The sequence below is a fragment of the Nocardia sp. NPDC057272 genome (assembly GCF_042668615.1).
In the GTDB taxonomy this organism is placed as follows: domain Bacteria; phylum Actinomycetota; class Actinomycetes; order Mycobacteriales; family Mycobacteriaceae; genus Nocardia.
On the sequence record NZ_JBHUYK010000002.1, the window covers coordinates 450,128 to 466,033 of the forward strand.

At 67.4% G+C, this 15,906-nt stretch carries 12 protein-coding genes; 6 read left to right on the forward strand and 6 right to left on the reverse strand.

What is annotated here, in order from left to right; genetic code table 11:
• Nucleotides 1–122: 122 nt before the first annotated feature.
• The 6 genes from ACFULV_RS05165 to ACFULV_RS05190 form a co-directional block, all read right to left on the reverse strand.
• Nucleotides 123–1,478 (reverse strand): MFS transporter, encoded by a 1,356-nt coding sequence (locus ACFULV_RS05165; RefSeq protein WP_378653345.1) that lies wholly within the window; start codon nt 1,476–1,478, stop codon nt 123–125.
• A 110-nt stretch (nt 1,479–1,588) separates the two neighbouring features.
• Entirely contained in the window at nt 1,589–3,064 is a 1,476-nt protein-coding gene (locus ACFULV_RS05170; RefSeq protein WP_378653347.1) for an aldehyde dehydrogenase family protein, read from the reverse strand.
• 33 nt (nt 3,065–3,097) lie between these two features.
• Nucleotides 3,098–4,114, reverse strand: coding sequence for an alcohol dehydrogenase catalytic domain-containing protein (locus ACFULV_RS05175; RefSeq protein WP_378653349.1), 1,017 nt, complete (start codon nt 4,112–4,114; stop codon nt 3,098–3,100).
• 37 nt (nt 4,115–4,151) lie between these two features.
• Nucleotides 4,152–6,098 carry a hydantoinase B/oxoprolinase family protein gene (locus ACFULV_RS05180; RefSeq protein WP_378653351.1) on the reverse strand — a complete coding sequence of 649 codons (1,947 nt, stop codon included), beginning with the start codon at nt 6,096–6,098 and terminating at the stop codon, nt 4,152–4,154.
• Nucleotide 6,099: 1 nt separating this feature from the next.
• Nucleotides 6,100–8,142: a hydantoinase/oxoprolinase family protein gene (locus ACFULV_RS05185; RefSeq protein ID WP_378653353.1), complete on the reverse strand. Its 2,043-nt coding sequence runs from the start codon at nt 8,140–8,142 to the stop codon at nt 6,100–6,102.
• A gap of 26 nt (nt 8,143–8,168) precedes the next feature.
• Nucleotides 8,169–8,378, reverse strand: coding sequence for a hypothetical protein (locus ACFULV_RS05190; RefSeq protein WP_101463033.1), 210 nt, complete (start codon nt 8,376–8,378; stop codon nt 8,169–8,171).
• A 195-nt stretch (nt 8,379–8,573) separates the two neighbouring features.
• Here ACFULV_RS05190 and ACFULV_RS05195 point away from each other — a divergent pair, with 195 nt between their 5' ends.
• The 6 genes from ACFULV_RS05195 (at nt 8,574) to ACFULV_RS05220 (ending at nt 15,891) form a co-directional block, all read left to right on the forward strand.
• Complete coding sequence (locus ACFULV_RS05195; RefSeq protein ID WP_378653356.1) at nt 8,574–9,557, forward strand: AraC family transcriptional regulator; 984 nt, start codon at nt 8,574–8,576, stop codon at nt 9,555–9,557.
• A gap of 22 nt (nt 9,558–9,579) precedes the next feature.
• Nucleotides 9,580–10,683: a LuxR C-terminal-related transcriptional regulator gene (locus tag ACFULV_RS05200; protein ID WP_378653359.1), complete on the forward strand. Its 1,104-nt coding sequence runs from the start codon at nt 9,580–9,582 to the stop codon at nt 10,681–10,683.
• A 132-nt stretch (nt 10,684–10,815) separates the two neighbouring features.
• Entirely contained in the window at nt 10,816–12,882 is a 2,067-nt protein-coding gene (locus ACFULV_RS05205) for a hydantoinase/oxoprolinase family protein (RefSeq protein ID WP_378653361.1), read from the forward strand.
• Between the two features lie 10 nt (nt 12,883–12,892).
• Nucleotides 12,893–14,812, forward strand: coding sequence for a hydantoinase B/oxoprolinase family protein (locus tag ACFULV_RS05210; RefSeq protein ID WP_378653364.1), 1,920 nt, complete (start codon nt 12,893–12,895; stop codon nt 14,810–14,812).
• A 17-nt stretch (nt 14,813–14,829) separates the two neighbouring features.
• Nucleotides 14,830–15,090, forward strand: a complete 261-nt coding sequence (locus ACFULV_RS05215) for a hypothetical protein (RefSeq protein WP_378628213.1) — start codon at nt 14,830–14,832, stop codon at nt 15,088–15,090.
• Nucleotides 15,091–15,132: 42 nt separating this feature from the next.
• Entirely contained in the window at nt 15,133–15,891 is a 759-nt protein-coding gene (locus ACFULV_RS05220; RefSeq protein ID WP_378653367.1) for an SDR family NAD(P)-dependent oxidoreductase, read from the forward strand.
• The last annotated feature ends 15 nt before the right edge of the window (nt 15,892–15,906 follow it).

Genomic DNA, 15,906 nt, shown 5'->3' on the forward strand with positions numbered 1-15,906 from the left:
CCTCTCCCGTCGTGCTCTCCCGATGGTTCGGCACATCGGCCCCGGGCCGCGGGCACTTCATGCCCGGCGAGGCCGTGCACATTCAGCATTATGTTCTAGATGCTCTTTGTAAAGGGGCATCGTCAGTACGCCTCGGCCTCCGTCATCGGATCCTTACCGACGATCCGTGAGTGCGCCCGGTCCTTCTGATCGAAGAGCACACCGACGACCACCAGGACGGCCGCGCCGATGATCAACAGCGAGACACCCCAGGTCGCGTGCGTGGGCGAGACGGTGACGATCGCCAGTGCGGCCAGCGGGACCAGCCCGCCTGCCGTCGCGCCGCTGACTTCGCGGCCCGCACCGAGACCCGACGCACGGACCTCGGTGGGGAACTGTCGCGCCATGAACGGGCTCGCGGCCACGATGATCAGCGGCGCGAGCACACCGGTCGCCAGGATCAGCAGGGCCCAGATGAGCACGGGCTCGCCGGTGTTCAGGACCCAGAACATGGGAAACGCCAGCAGCATGACGCCCACCGCGCCGCCCACCATGACGCGCCGCAGATCCACCCTGTCGCAGAGCCTGCCGAAGAACGGCACCATCACGATCGCCGCCGTGCTGGCCAAGGTGATGCCGAAGGCGCCGACGTTGGCGGCCACGTCCTGGAACTGGGTGAGGTAGGACAGCGAGAAGGTCTTGAAGGTGTAGGAGATCGCGGCGTAGCCACCGTAGACCGCGGCGACCACCGCGAGTCCTCGCCAATCGGACTTCAGCAGATCCTTGAACACCTGGAAACCCTTGCGCTGCTTGGCTTGCGCGGCGACCCGCTCGAAGTCCGGCGTCTCCGGCATGTTCCGCCGGATCCAGTAGCCGACGCCGACAACGGCGAAGCTGGCGACGAACGGGATACGCCAACCCCAGTCGTAGAGGAACTCGTCACCGAAGCTGGTCACACCGGTTACCGCCAGCGAGGCGCCGAGTAGGCCGACCTGCGCACCTAACGCGGGCAGTGCACCGAAACGGCCCCTGGTCTTCTCGTCGGCGTACTCATAGGCCACAGCGATGGCGCTGCCCAGTTCGGCACTGGCGCCGAAGCCCTGCAGGATCCGCAGGATCACCAGCAGGATCGGCGCCGCGATGCCGATCGACTCATAGGACGGCAGTAATCCGATCAAGCCGGACGCGATGCCCATGATCAGCAAGCTGAGCGAGAGCACCGCCTTGCGTCCGATCTTGTCGCCCAGAATCCCGAACAGAATGCCACCGAGCGGACGGGCCAGGAAGCCGACCGCGAAGGTCGCGAACGCCGCGAGGGTGCTGATCGAGGAATTGCTCGACGGGAAGAAGACCTTGCCGAACACCAGTGCCGCCATCGAGGCGTAGAGGTAGAAGTCGAACCATTCCAACGAGGTACCGATGACCACCGCAGGTCCGACGGACCGGCCCGGCGCTGGGCGTGCCGCGACCTCGTCGCTGGAATCGAACGGCTGTTTCATAGTCGACCTTCTAACCCCACCCCGGATGATTTATAGATTTGTAGATTATATATCACGCATAGTGTGCCGGATCACAATCTCCGTGCGTGATGCATCTTCGCCGTTGCCGGTCAACCCAGGTTCATGTACACCACCTTGGGGTAGAGGTAGCTCTCCACGTGTTCGCGCCCGCCCTTCCAGCCGTAGCCGCTCATCTTGGTGCCGCCGAATCCGACGGAGGGGTCGAGCACGCCGTAGCAGTTGACCCAGACGGTGCCGGCCGTGATGCCGCGCGAAACCTTGTGGGCGGTGGTCAGATCCCTGGTCCAGACACCGCCGGCCAGGCCGTAGGGGGTCGCGTTGGCCAGGTGCAGCGCCTCGTCCATGTCGTCGAAGGGGATCACCGTCGCCACCGGGCCGAAGATCTCCTCCTGGGCGATGGTCATCTCGTTGGTCGCGGAGGCGAATACCGTCGGTTCGACGAAGAAGCCCGATGCGCGGTCGCCGTCCAGACGCCGTCCACCGCTGACCAGCTCGGCTTCACCGGAGCCGATGTCGATGTAGTTCAGTACCCTGTCGAGCTGTCGTTGCGAGATCAGCGGGCCCAATTGGCTGTTCGGGTCGAGGCCGTCACCCACGCGAATCGTCTGGGTGAATTCGGCCATGCGCGAGACGAATTCGTCGTGGATCGCGCGCTGGACGAAGATTCGCGTCCCGGCGACGCAGACCTGACCGCTGTTGGTGTACACGCCCATCGCCGCGCCCGGCACGGCCAGGTCCAGATCGGCGTCGGCGAAGACGATGTCGGGTGACTTGCCGCCGAGCTCGAGTTGTAGCCGTTTCATGTTCCCGGCCGAAGCCCGCACGATGGTCTGCGCGGTGCCCACCGAGCCGGTGAACGCGATCCGGTCGACGCCGGGATGCTCGGCCAGGGTGGCACCGGCGTCCTTCCCGTAGCCGGTCACCACGTTGACGACGCCGTCGGGCACACCGGCTTCGGTCAGCAATTCGGCCACGCGCAGCACCGACAGCGACGCGTCTTCGGCGGGCTTGAGCACGGCGGTGCACCCGGTAGCGAGCGCCGGACCGAAGATCCACCACAGGCCGATGAGCGGGCCGTTCCAGGGAATGATGCCGCCCACCACGCCGACCGGCTCGCGGTAGCGCAGGGTCAGGAAGTCGCCGGGCAGCGAGTTCGGCGGGGTCGAGGCCGCGCCCGCGTCGACCTGGGAGGCGAAGAATTGCAGTACCTGCGAGGTCCATTCGCGCAGACCGCGGGTCCGGGTGAGGGGTGCGCCCATGTCCAGGGTCTCGATGGTCGCGAGCTCGTCGAAATTCTCGAGGACGAGGTCGTGGACCCGCAGGATCAGCGAGCGCCGCTGATGCGGGGTCCACCGGCTCCATTCACCGTCGAAGGCGGCCCGGGCGGCCGCGACCGCGGCATCGATGTCCGCCGCGCCGCCTGCGGCGATGGTGCCGAGTTCGGCGCCGGTGGCGGGATTGACGACGGGGATGGTCTCGCCGGATGCGGCGGGCACCCAGCGACCGCCGATCAGGTTGCGCTGGGCGTTGCCGACGAAGGTGGGCAGGGGGTGGGTGGTTGTCATGGTTTTCTCCGAATCACAAAAGACGCGCGGCGGTCAGTCGAACAGGAAGACGCCCTTGCCCGCGTCCTGTTTGTCGAACCACCGGTATGCCTCGTCGGCCTGCTCGATGGTCCAGGTGTGCGAATACAGCTCGTCGACCGGAAGATTGTGCGCGACAACGTAATCAGCGCATCGCGCTTGCTCGATCGAGGACATGGTCCAGGACGTCATGAGCGTCCACTGCTTCTTGTAGACGGCCTGCGTCTTGAACTGGACATCGCCGGGCAGGCCGGTGAACACCGCGCGACCGAAGGTGCCGAGGACGGCGAGAGCGTCGTCGCCGGCCCGGCCGGAGGTCTCGAGAACGACGTCGGCCATGCGCCCGCCGGTGTACTCGGCGACCGCCTCGGCCAAGTCGCGCTCGCGGGAATTGACCACCAGGCCGGCACCGAACCGGGCGCTGTTGGCCAGACGGCGGTCGTCGACATCGACCGCGATCACCCGGGCGCCCATCGACGCGGCGAACATGGTCGCCGAAAGTCCCACCGGGCCTTGCCCGATGACGACAGTGGTCGTGTCCGATACCTCGCCGAGTCGTTTGATCGCGCCCCACGCGGTGCCGGTGCCGCACCCGATGGCCGCACCGGCTTCGAACGACAGCCCGTCGGGCATCGGCAGCAACGCGGCGACCGGGACCACGGTGAAAGCGGCGTGGCCGCCGTTGACATGGACCGCCATCGTCTTGCCGGGCGCGGTCTCACACATCTGCGGCCACCCGGCACGACAGCGACGGCAGGTGCCACAACCGAAGTAGTGGTGGATCATCACGCGGTCACCCACGGCGGCCTGGGCCGCGTCGACACCTGCGCCCACCGCGAATACCTCGCCGCAGGGTTCGTGGCCTTGGATCACCGAGCGATCGAAGTCGAAGGCACCGTGGTAGAAGTGCAGATCCGAGCCGCACATTCCCGATGCGCGGATCTTCACCACGACCTCGCCGTGGCCCGGCTCGGGATCGGGGAAGTCTTTCAGGACCGTAGTCCCGTTGCCCGGGAACACGATTCCCTTCATCGCTGTCTCCTCTGTGTCGCCGGTGTCGTGCGGGCGGTCATGCCGACCGCCCCGCACGGAGCTGCGCGCTCGCCTCGTCGTCGATGCGAAGACCCTCGGGGTCGGAACGCGGGTCGCCTTCGATGACCACTCCGTAGTCGCGTGCGGCGCCGGCGACGCTCACGTACTCGTTGCGCACGTCGGCGAGCACGCGTTCGGGGTCTCGCTGCAACGGATCACCCCATCCGCCACCGCCGTTGGTGAGGCAGCGCAAGACGGTGTTCGGCTGCGTTGCCCAGACCTGTTCGGCGGCGAAGTAGTGGTACCGGCCGTCGACCGGGTCCAGTGCCTTGGTTTCGGGGTCGAGCACGCCCGCGACGGGGACGCTGGCGGCGTAAACATCCGCTGTGGTCCCGAGCAGGCCGGGGGTCGCGCTGTCATCGCCCGGCGGGAACAACCACATCGCACCGGTGGGGCCGGCCTGTCCGCCGTTGGCACCCACGCCCGAGGCTTCCTTGGTGCGGAACGGTGACAGGTAGTGAGCGCCCGCGGTGAGCCACAGCGCGTCTTTGAGATTGGCCGCGCCGCCACGGAACACTCCCGCACCACCGGTGTCGATGGCATGTTCCTTGCGCAACAGCACAACCGGCGAGTCACGTTCGATGGTCTCGGTCGCCGGGTCGAGGTTGTTGAGCGTGAACAGCACCGTGTAGCTGTCACCGTCACCGGCCTGCGTGGCACCCCAAGGCCCGTGCTCGCCGCCGCACTGGGTGGCCGAGGTCCACGGTGTGCCGTCGGACCGCACGCCGGAGGCGTTGTGGGTGTTGGTGGAACCGTAGTCGCCGCCGACACCCTGGTGTCCGAGTACGGGATTGAGCGCGTCGAACACCGCGGACGCGACGGCGCCCGAGGCCTCCCAGAACATCATGATGCCGCCGTCGGGCGGGAGCGAGGATACGATCGTCCCCGGCGGCACGGCGAGGTCGACGTTGCGCCAGGTACCCGAGGTGAACGGCACTTTCGGGTCCAGCAGCATCGTCAGTGCCACGCCCACAGCTGTTTTGGCGTCGAGCACACCACAGTTGATGCACGTGCGTGCCTGCGGTGAGGTGCCCGACAGGTCGATCTCCATGTTCTCCCCGCGCTTGCGGACGAGAACACGCACGGTGTAGTCGATGGTGTCGTCGAGGCCGTCGGCATCGATCAACGCCGAACCCGCGTAGTCGCCGTCGGGCACCAGCGCGATCGCGTCGCGCATTCGCTCGGCGGAGGTGTCGCACGAGTAGTCCAGTGTGCCGAGGTACGCCGCGAGCCCGTACCTGTCGATGTTCTCCAGCACCAGCCGCTCCCCCAGCTTCAACTGCTGGAAGATGCTTTTGAAGTCGGGCAGCAACATGCCGCCCCAGCGGGTGTTGTCGAAGATCAGGCTGAAGGTGGACCGCACGGGCTGGTCCTGCGACCAGAGCAGCATGGGCGGGATGACGAGGCCGTTCTCGTAGACGTTGGCCTTGGTGGCCGAGAATCCGCCGGGCACTGTGCCGCCCATGTCGAGCTGGTGGGCGCACATGGTGACGTAGGAGATGATCTCGCCGTCCACGAACACCGGCCGGGTGAATGCCACGTCGTTCACGTGCCTGCCACCGCGATAGGGGTCGTTGCAGATCAACACGTCACCGGGACGCAGGTTTTCGGGCCCGTATTCCTCCACGGCATTGCGCACCGCGTCGCCCATGGTGCCGAGGAACACGACCAAGCTGTTGCTGACCACGGCCATCGGGTAACCCTTGTTCGCGGGACCGCTGATGGTGCAGGCGAAGTCGTACCAGTCGCGGATGATGGGCGAGAACGCCTCACGCATGAATCCGGTCGACATGTGTTCGACCGCGTAGCGCAGCCGGTTGGTGATCACCGTGGCGCTGAACCGGTCGCAACCGTACTGCTCGCGAAACTCCGCGTCGGAGAGGTCCCGCAGCCGTGGGGCGTTGGGGATGGTGGGACTGGACATGTCACTTCCTCCGGATCACGATTTCGCCGTACTCGCCGACGGTGGCCTGCTGCCCCGCGCCGACATGCGTGGTGGACAGTTCCTCTTCGACGACCGCGGGGCCGTCCAGCACGTCGCCTGCCCGCAGACTCGTGCGGTCGTAGACGTGGGCTTGCTGAGCGCCGATACCGTCGGCGTCGAGGTCGCCGAGATAGCGCAGGGTGACCGTGCGGATCGGCGCGAGTACTCCGTCCGCCGGGCCGCGGGTGTCGATCCGCGCGTACTCGACCTTGGGGGTGTCGAGCACCGCGCGGACCCGGAACGTCACGCCCTCGACGGGCATGATCTCGAACCGATTGCCGGAGCGGGCCTCGTAGGTCTGGTGGAAGGCCGACACCATCGTGGCGACAGCGGCCTCGTCGATGGTTCCGCTCGGCACCGGCACGAACGGTGTCTCCCAGCTCTGACCGGCCAGATGCGCGTCCATGCTGCGCAGCAAGCGCACCGATCCGCCTCCGGTCCGCGCGCGCAACTGCTCCTCCATCTCGGCGAACAAGGCGTCGATCGCGGGCGCGGCGTCGCCGGTGAGCATGAGGTAGGCGCTGCGGTCGACGGTGAACACCTGGTCGGTGGAAAGCAACCCGACGGCGGAGAACAGACCGGGGTTCGGCGGCACGATCACCTGTTTGCACTGCACGGTGTCGAGCACCGCGGGCAGCAGCATCGGGCCTGCCGCACCGAAGGCGACGAGGCTGTAGTCGCGCGGGTCGACACCGTTCTTGATGGCGACGTTGAACACGCCCTCGGCCATGTTGTTGACGGCCATCTCGTAGGCGTAGCGCACCCGGTGGGCGAGGTCGAGCTCGGTGTCGAGGGTGTCGAATGCGCGTCGCGCCGCGTCGGCGTCGAGCTGCAGTTCCCCACCGGCGAAGTCGTCCGCGTCGAGGATTCCGATCAACAGACAGGTGTCGGTGGTCGTCGGTTGGGTGCCGCCGCGGCCGTAACAGGCGGGTCCGGGCTGGGCCCTGGCGCTGTCCGGACCGACCTGGATCTCGCCGGCGGAGCCGATCGACACGATGCTGCCGCCGCCTGCGCCGATGCTGGAGATGTCGTTGGCGAGGGCGTTGACCACGAGGTCGTGCTCAAGCTCGAAGGTGGTGTTGACGAACGGTTCGCCGTCGCTGACCACGCTGATATCGCAGGACGTGCCCCCCACATCGGCGCACAGCAGGTCGTTTTCGTCGATCAGCTTGCCGAAGTGGGCGCAGGCCACGGTGCCCGCGGCGGGACCGGAGAACACGATCCGGAACGGCTGCTCCATCGCCTGGGCCGCCGGAACCAGCGTGGCGGCGCAGTCGGCGAAGTTGAGCTGACCGGCGAATCCGAGTTCGCTCAGTCCCTTCTCCAGGCCCTCGGTGTAGTCGGAGTAGATGATCTTCATCAGGGTGTCGATCACTGTGGTGGAGGCGCGGGCGTATTCCTTCGCCAGCGGCGAGACCTCGCTCGAGATCGAGCACGGCACGTCGCCGAGCACCTCGCGCACCAGTTCACGCAGGCGCAGCTCGTGTACCGGGTCGACGTAGGCGTTGATCAGGCAGATGGCCACGCCGGCGACCTCGCACCGGCGCAGCACCTCGAGTTCAGTCCTGGCCTGGTCCTCGTCGAGTTCGAAGAGCACCCCGCCGTCGGCGGTGATCCGCTCGTGGATACCGCGGCGCAGGTAACGCTGCACCAACGGCCTGGCGGCGTCGCCGAAACTGCGCCGCCAGTGCGGGTCGAGAATGGCCTCGGCCGGGCGCCAGACCCGGCCCATGTCGAGGATGTCGCGGTGGCCTTCGGTGGTCAGGAAGCCGATCTTGGGCAGCTGACGGGTGATCACGGCGTTGAGGCCGTGCGTGCTGGCGTGGTTGAACACCGCCGCGTCCGTGACGCCGAGCACCTCGGCGCCGCGCAGTACCGGGCCCGCGACCTCGGCGTAGTCGGTGGAAATCTTGGCGGTGTGGATCCGCCCGTCGCGCCAGGCGACGACGTCGGTGAACGTGCCGCCCACATCGACTGCGATCATGATGGCTCCTGAAAGTGATTCGGTGTTCAGACGAGGTCGGCGAGCAGCTGGATGGGACCGAGCCGGTGCCAAGGCTCGCGCGACACGGAGTGCAGGCAGTGCTGGCACTTGACGACCTGCACCCAACCCTGTTCCGCGACAACGGGATACGCGCGCAGATCGGCGGCACCGCAGCGGGGGCAGGTGCCGTCGCGTGGTTCGCGGTTCACCTCGAGCGGTGGCGGTACGTCAGGCATTTCTGGTCCTCCTGCGGCGATGGAATGTTCGGCCGAGTGCCGTGAGGACGACGCTAGAAGTGAGAGAGCTGGGTCACAATCCGCGCAGCGAAGGTCCGCTATCCGGGAACCGAACGCGACCACCTTCGAGGCGGAAAGTATATTATATTCACTATGTGACACCCATCACGCTCGAGAGGAGGGGTGCACCCGTTGTTGTCAACGCCGATAACCTGCGCGAGTGCCTTCCGCACGGCCGATCCGGCCGCCGCCCATGATCACGTGGCCGCCGCGTTCGCTCATCACGATCTCGTCCTCGACGACCGTCGCGGGATCGACTTCGCCCTCGAGTCGGTGCGCTCGGAAAGCCTGACCGTCGGCCGGATGGCCTACGGCACCACCGCGCGCATCGACGGGCCACCGATGCAATCCTGCTATCACGTGAATCTGTCGGTCGCCGGCCACAGCACGGTCGCCCAGCACGGCAGACGCCAGTCCTTCGAGGCAGGACAGGCCGGAGTGGCGTTCGTCCACGACGCTCCGGTGTCCATCCGCTGGAGCGCTGACGCCGCGCACTATCACATCAATCTGCGCCGCGAGCCCTTCGAACGCCACGCTGCGAGACTGCTCGGCCACCGGGAAACCGAGCCGGTCCGCTTCGACCTCACCTTCCCCATGGATTCGCCCACGGGTCGCGCCTTGCTGGCCTCTACCCGTTTCGTCTACGCCGAGCTGGCCCGCGAGGGCGGGGTATCGACGATGCCGCTGGCGTGCCGAGAGCTCGAGTCCACCTTGATGACGCAGCTGCTGCTCATCGCACCGAGCCAGCTCACCCCGTCACTGACCGGCTCCGCACCGAGGATCGGCCCGGCACGGGTACGCGAGGCCGTAGCCTATATCCACGCCAATCCCGACGCGGACATCACGACCGCCGAGCTCGCGGCCCGGGCCGGAGTCACCGCACGGGCGCTCCAGCTGGGGTTCCGTGACGCGGTCGGGATGTCACCCAGCGCGTATGTCCGCACGGTGCGACTCGACCGGGTCCACGACGAATTGTCTTCCGGCCGAGCCATGTCGGTGAGCGACACCGCGATGCGCTGGGGCTTCTACCACCTCGGTCGCTTCGCTCAGCAGTACCGCGAACGATTCGGCGAGCTGCCGTCGGAGACTGCCGCCGGGACGAGTCGGGGCGGGCAGTAGCGCAGGGACAGGAGTCGCAAGTATGAGCAGTTCATCGACACGGTGTTCATCGGCACAGTGCAGTGCCGCCGAGCTGGATGCCGTGGTCACCGAGATTGCCGAGGACGCGGGTCGCGTGCTCGATCGCGACCCGGTCGGGCTGCCTGGATCCACGGCGGGCCGGACCCTGGGCGACCTGTGGGAGACGGTGACAGCCCAAGCGCTTCGCGAAGCCGACGCGGGGGGCTCGTCACCCACGCGGCTGGCCGAATTGATCGGGGTGCTCGACCGGATCAGGGCGGCGGAATCGATGCAAGCGCAGGTGCGGCTCACGCAGCGAACCCGGCAGCTGGGCAAAGTGCATGCCGCGCTCACAGAGGTGGGTAGCGCGACAACGGTCGATTCGCTGCTCGCCCGGATTCCGGAAGCGGCGTGCGGTCTCGGGTTCGATCGCGCGCTGGTTTCCACCGTCGACGGGGCATGGCGATTGCACACGATGTTCGTCGTGCGCGATCCGCGCTGGGCCGCGGACATCGTCGCGGTGGGACGCGAGAACCCGCCGATCCTGGACCAGAGGATCGTCGAGAACGACACGGTGGTCGACGCGCGGGCCGTGCTCGTGCACCAAGTGCAGGACAACCCGCGCGTCAATCGCCCGCTGGCGGCGATCACCAAGTCGTCCTCCTACGGAATCGCGCCACTGATGATCGACGGCGAGGTGGTGGGCCTGGTACATGGGGACTGCTACCACCAGCAGCGAATGCTCGACGATGTCGATCAGTTGCTGCTGTCGGCCTTCGCCCAGGGGTTGAGTCAACATCTGGCGAGAGTGTCTGTGCTGGAAGGGATGTCGGCGATCCGCACCCAGCTCGACAGTCTCGGCCGGTGGCGCTCGCCCGCTGTCGCGGAATCGATCGCGTTGAGCCGCGACGACGATTCGGTACTGACCCGTCGTGAGGTGCAGATCGTCCGGTTGCTCGCCGCAGGCGATGCCAATGCCAAGATCGCCCGCAAGCTCACCATCTCCGAAGGCACCGTCAAAACTCACATCACCCGCGTGCTGCGCAAGCTGGGCGCCGCCAATCGTGCCGAAGCGGTCTCGATCTGGCTGCGGAACTCGGACCCGACCGGGTCCATCCGCGTCTGAGACCACCGGATAGACCGAAAGTCGTACAAACCTCTTACCTACGCCAGATGTCGGCGAGCCCGCCGAACGGAAAAGTGACCTGTGACATAGAGCGGCACCATCTGCCGCAGCACACGGCACGGAGGCGCGGGTATGACACAGAGCGAACGAGGAGCCGACTGGATCGTCGGCATCGACGTCGGCGGCACGTTCACCGACATCATCGGGCTGCACCAGGGCACCGGGGAGATCCGCGACGGCAAGGTCCTGTCCACCGTGGAACAGGAGGTGGGCGTTCTCCAGGCGTTGGCGGCGATCGACGTCGCCGTGCCCGAAGTCGCCGAGATCGTGCACGGGCACACCGTAGGGATCAACGCACTGCTCAGCCGGACCGGTGCGCACACCGGTCTGATCGCCACCGGCGGTCACCGCGACCTGCTCGACATCGGTCGGATGCACCGCGAATTCGGTGATCGCTTCTACGATCCCACCTGGCTGCGTCCCCACCAGGAGCGCCCGATCGTGCGCCGCGAATCGCGCTTCGGCGTCCCCGGCCGTCTGCGCTACGACGGCAGCGAGCTGCTGGCCCTCGACGAGGACGCGGTGCGCCGCGCCGCCAGGGAACTCGGCGAGCAGGGCGCGCGCTCGGTGGCGGTGTGTCTGATGAACTCCTACATCAACACCGACCACGAACGGCGGGCCGCCGAGATCGTCGCCGAGGAACTGCCGGGGGCCTATATCCAGACCTCGGCGTTGTATCCGGTGACGCGCGAGCACGAGCGCACCACCACAGTGGCGCTGGACGCCTATGTCGGCCCGGCGGTCGTCGGCTATCTCGAGCGCCTGATGGCCCGGCTGTCCGAGCAGGACTACCGGGGCACCTTGTGGATCATGATGATGAACGGCGGTGTGTCGACCTTCGCCGACGCCAGCCGGGCGCCGGTCTTCCAGCTCGTCTCCGGTCCGGTCGGTGGTGTGAGCGGCAGCGTCAAGCTCGCCAACGAGAGCAGCGCGCCGAATCTGCTCACCATCGATGTCGGCGGCACCAGCACCGACGTGGCCGCTATCCGCGGTGGCAAGACTCCGCTCACCGACACCTGGACGCTCGAAACCGGCCTGACGCTGACCATGCCGCTGGTCGACGTCGAGAGCATCGGTTCCGGCGCGGGCAGCCTGATCCGGCCCAGCGCGCTGGGCGCGGTCGCCGTCGGGCCCGCGTCGGCCGGGTCGAACCCCGGCCCGGTCTGCTACCAGCGCGGCGGCGTGGAGCCGACGCTCACCGACGCGTGCGCCGCGCTCGGCATCCTGGCGCCGGATCTGTTCGCCAACGGCGCGATCCAGCTCGATGTCGACTCCGCTGTCGAGGCGCTGCGCACCACGGGCAAGCAGTGGGGCATGTCAGCGATCGAACTCGCTTCCGCCGCTTACGAAATCGCTTGTCAGGACATCGCGGCGAAGGTGCGCAGCATCTCGGTGTATCGCGGGCTCAATGTCCGCGAGTTCGCCTTGCAGCCGTCCGGGTCGGCCGGGCCGATGCTCGCCGACCGGGTGGGCCAGATCCTCGGCCTGGACAAGGTGATCGTGCCCCGCAGCCCCGGCCAGTTCTCCGCACTCGGTCTGCTGCGCAGCGATCTCATGGTGACGCGCGCGCAATCCATCATGACCCCGCTGGCCCCCGACCGGGCCGACGCCGTCGAGGCCGCGTTCACGGCATTGCAGGACAGCATCAGAACCGATCTGCAAGCCCAGGGCATCGACATGTCGCGCCTGCGCTTCGAACGCGCGGTGTTCGCGATGTATCGCGGACAAACGTGGGACAACCGCCTGCCGATCGCGAAGGATGCTGTCACCGCCGAGCGAGTCGGGGAGCTGATCCCCGCCTTCCACGAGTTCTACCAGGAGTCCTACGGGTTCGCGGCACCCGAGATTCCCGTGGTCGTGTCCACGGTCGAGGTGACCGCGGTGATCCCGCGCGAACTCGGCGCCGCCGACCGCACCCCGGAGCAGGGCGATGCCTTCCTGCGCACCACCGCGCTGACCGTGCCCGGCACCACCGAATCCGTCGAGGTGCCGATCTATATCCGCGAACGTCTCGCGCCGCAGCGCCCGGTGTCAGGGCCCGCCCTGATCGCCGAGAAGTTCGCGACCACCCTGGTCCTGCCCGGCCGGGTGGCCCGGGTGGACGACGACCTCAATCTCATCATCGAGCCGCAGGCCTGAGGAGCAAATCATGACCATCACCACCGATACCCCCGGCCCCGCGGTCGACGTCGAACTCGACATCCTGCGCTACGGCCTCATCGAAGTGGCCAGGGAAATGCTGGATTCGCTGATGCGCAGCGCCTTTTCGCCGGTCTGCCGCGACATCCTCGACTGCACCAGCGCCATCCACATGCGCACCGACGACGGCTGGGAGACCGTCGCACTGTGGGAGGGCTGCATGCAGCACGCCTTCACCGCACCGCACATCGCGAACTTCGTGATGGACGACTGGGACATCGACACCATGCAGCCCGGTGACGTCATCTTCGTCAACGATCCGTGGCGCGGCACCATCCACCAGTCCGACGTGAACCTGCTGCGGCCGGTGTTCGTGAACGGGCGTGTGGAATTCCTGCTGCACTCGACCTCACATCTGGTCGACCTCGGCGGCGCGATCCCCGGCGGCTTCTCCAACGGCACCCAGACCCACTTCGAGGAACAGCTCAAGCTGCCGCCGACCCTGTTGTACGCCAACGACGTTCCGGTGCGCCCGACCTTCAACTTCATCCTCGAGAACAATCGCGTGCCCCAGCTCGTGCTCGGCGACCTGCGCGCCCTGCACGGTTGCCTGGTCGTGGGTGAACGCCAGCTCCAGGAACTGATCGCCCGCAGTGGGCTGGCCGAGGTCCGCGCCGCGGGGCGCTACGCGATCGAGTCCACCGAGGCGAGCATGCGGCGCGGCATCGCGAGCATCCCCGATGGTGACTACACCGCCGAGGACTTCCTCGACGAAGACGGCGTGAGCGACGAGGCGATCCCGGTGCACGTCACCGTGAAAGTCCGTGGCGACTCGATGGAGATCGACTTCTCCGGCTCCGGTCGCCAGCCACTGGGCAACTGTGGGACCGCGTGGTGCGAGGCCACCCGCTGCATCGAGGCGGTCAAGCTGATGGTCGACCCGGCCACACCGGTCAACAGCGGTACCTTGCGCCCGATCGAGACCATCCTGCCGCCCGGCAGTGTGGTGCAGGTCCTGCCACCGTCGAGCTGCTCCAACCACGCCGATATCGGCGCGCGCGGCATCAATGTGGTGACCCAGGCGCTGAGCCAGGCCACCGACGAGGCCTTCGCCTGCGACACCGGCACCGCGGTGGTCGTGAGCCTGGGCGGCATCGACACCCGACCCGGGCGCGAAGGCACGCCTTGGGGTGCCTTCGCGCTCGCCGGCGGCGGCTGGGGCGGGACCTGGAAGGAGGACGGTGTCTCCTTCTGTGTGATCCCGATCGGCAACTGCCGCACCTCGGTGCAGGAGCACCTCGAGATCGAGAGTCCGCTGGTCGTCGTCCAGCACGAGATGGTCATCGATACCGCCGGTGCGGGGCAGTACCGCGGCGGCGCCGGTTCGGTGTATTCGATCTACGCTGAATCCGACACGATGGTGACCGTCACCGCCGACCGGATCCGGGTCGGGGCGCCGGGGTCCAACGGTGGCGGCGCGGGCGCCCCCGCCTTCGGCTGGTACATCGAGAATTTCGATCTCGCCCGGCACGCCGATCCGCTGGATCTGCGCGGCATCGAGCCCTTGTTCGGCATGTTCGACGCCGACGGCAGACCCGACCCCAATCACGGCGAATTCGGCCGGGGCGCGCGCTATCAGACCGGCAAATTCTCCGGTCTGATCCTGAAAGCCGGTGACGCTCTGCGGTTCGTCATCGGTGGTGGCGGCGGCTGGGGCGACCCGCTCGAACGCGAGGTGGACCGGGTCGCGGCCGATGTACGCGCCGGCCTGGTGAGCATCGAATTCGCCGCTGCCGCTTACGGAGTCGTGATCACCGACGGTGAGGTCGACGCACAGGCCACGACCACGCGGCGTGCGCGTCTGGCTACCGACCGCGTGAAAGGGCACTGGCAGGCGCCGGTCGCCACTCCCCTCACCTGGACTCTCTGAAGGCTAAGGACAATCCCATGTCAGTCGATCGACTCCTGTTCCCCCGCCCCGACACTGATCGCGTCTATGTCGAACGCGTACCCGTCGACGGCGCGTGCCCGGCATGCGGTGCCACGGAACTGGCCCGCTATCCCGTCGCCAACTTCCTCGGACCGCGCATGGTCGTGAAGTGCCAGCAGTGCTTCCACCACGTGTCGGTGACCCGCCCGGAGCCAGAGGACCACTGGCCCGCATGGCGTTCTCCCGCCAGGGACTGGCCCGCCTCTCGCGTGGGATAGGCACTCCCCCAACATCATTCGTTCCAAGAGATAGGTCACACCATGTTGCTCGACGGGAAAATCGTCCTCATCACCGGCGCCGCGGGCGGGATCGGCACAGCCACCGCTCTGCTCGCCGCGCAGGAAGGCGCGCGGCTCGCGCTGACCGATGTGTCGAAGGACGGCGTGGAAGCCACGGCCGAACAGGTGCGAGCCGCGGGCGGCGAGGCCGTCACGCTGCCCGCCGACCTCACCGACGGCGCGGCGGTGAACGCCATGGTCGCTGCGGTGGTCGCCGAGTACGGCCGCCTCGACGCCGCGTTCAACAACGCCGGGGTCAGCGGCGGGCAGATCGGTCAGGGTGGGCGCCGCGTCGCCGAGTGGGACGAGGACGCCTTCGATCGTGCGATCGCGGTGAACCTCAAGGGCGTATGGCTGTGCCTGCGTGCGGAATTGACGCAGATGCAAGCACAGGGTGGCGGTGCGATCGTGAACACCGCCTCGCTGGCCGGGCTCACCGGGTTCAAGACCACCGCCGGCTATTCGGCGGCCAAGCACGGTGTCATCGGGCTGACCAAGACCGCCGCGATCGAATATGCCCCGACCGTCCGGATCAATGCCGTGTGTCCCGGCTACACCGACACCGATCTGATGAAGGACGCCAAGCGCCGCAGTGGCGACACGATCATGGCGCGCATTCCGTCGGCTCGGCTCGCTCAGCCGCAGGAGATCGCCGAGATGGCGTGCTGGTTGCTGTCCGACCGTGCCGCCTATGCCACCGGCGGCGAGTTCGTCGTCGATGGCGGCTATATGGCGGGGTGATCCGTCATCTCCCGA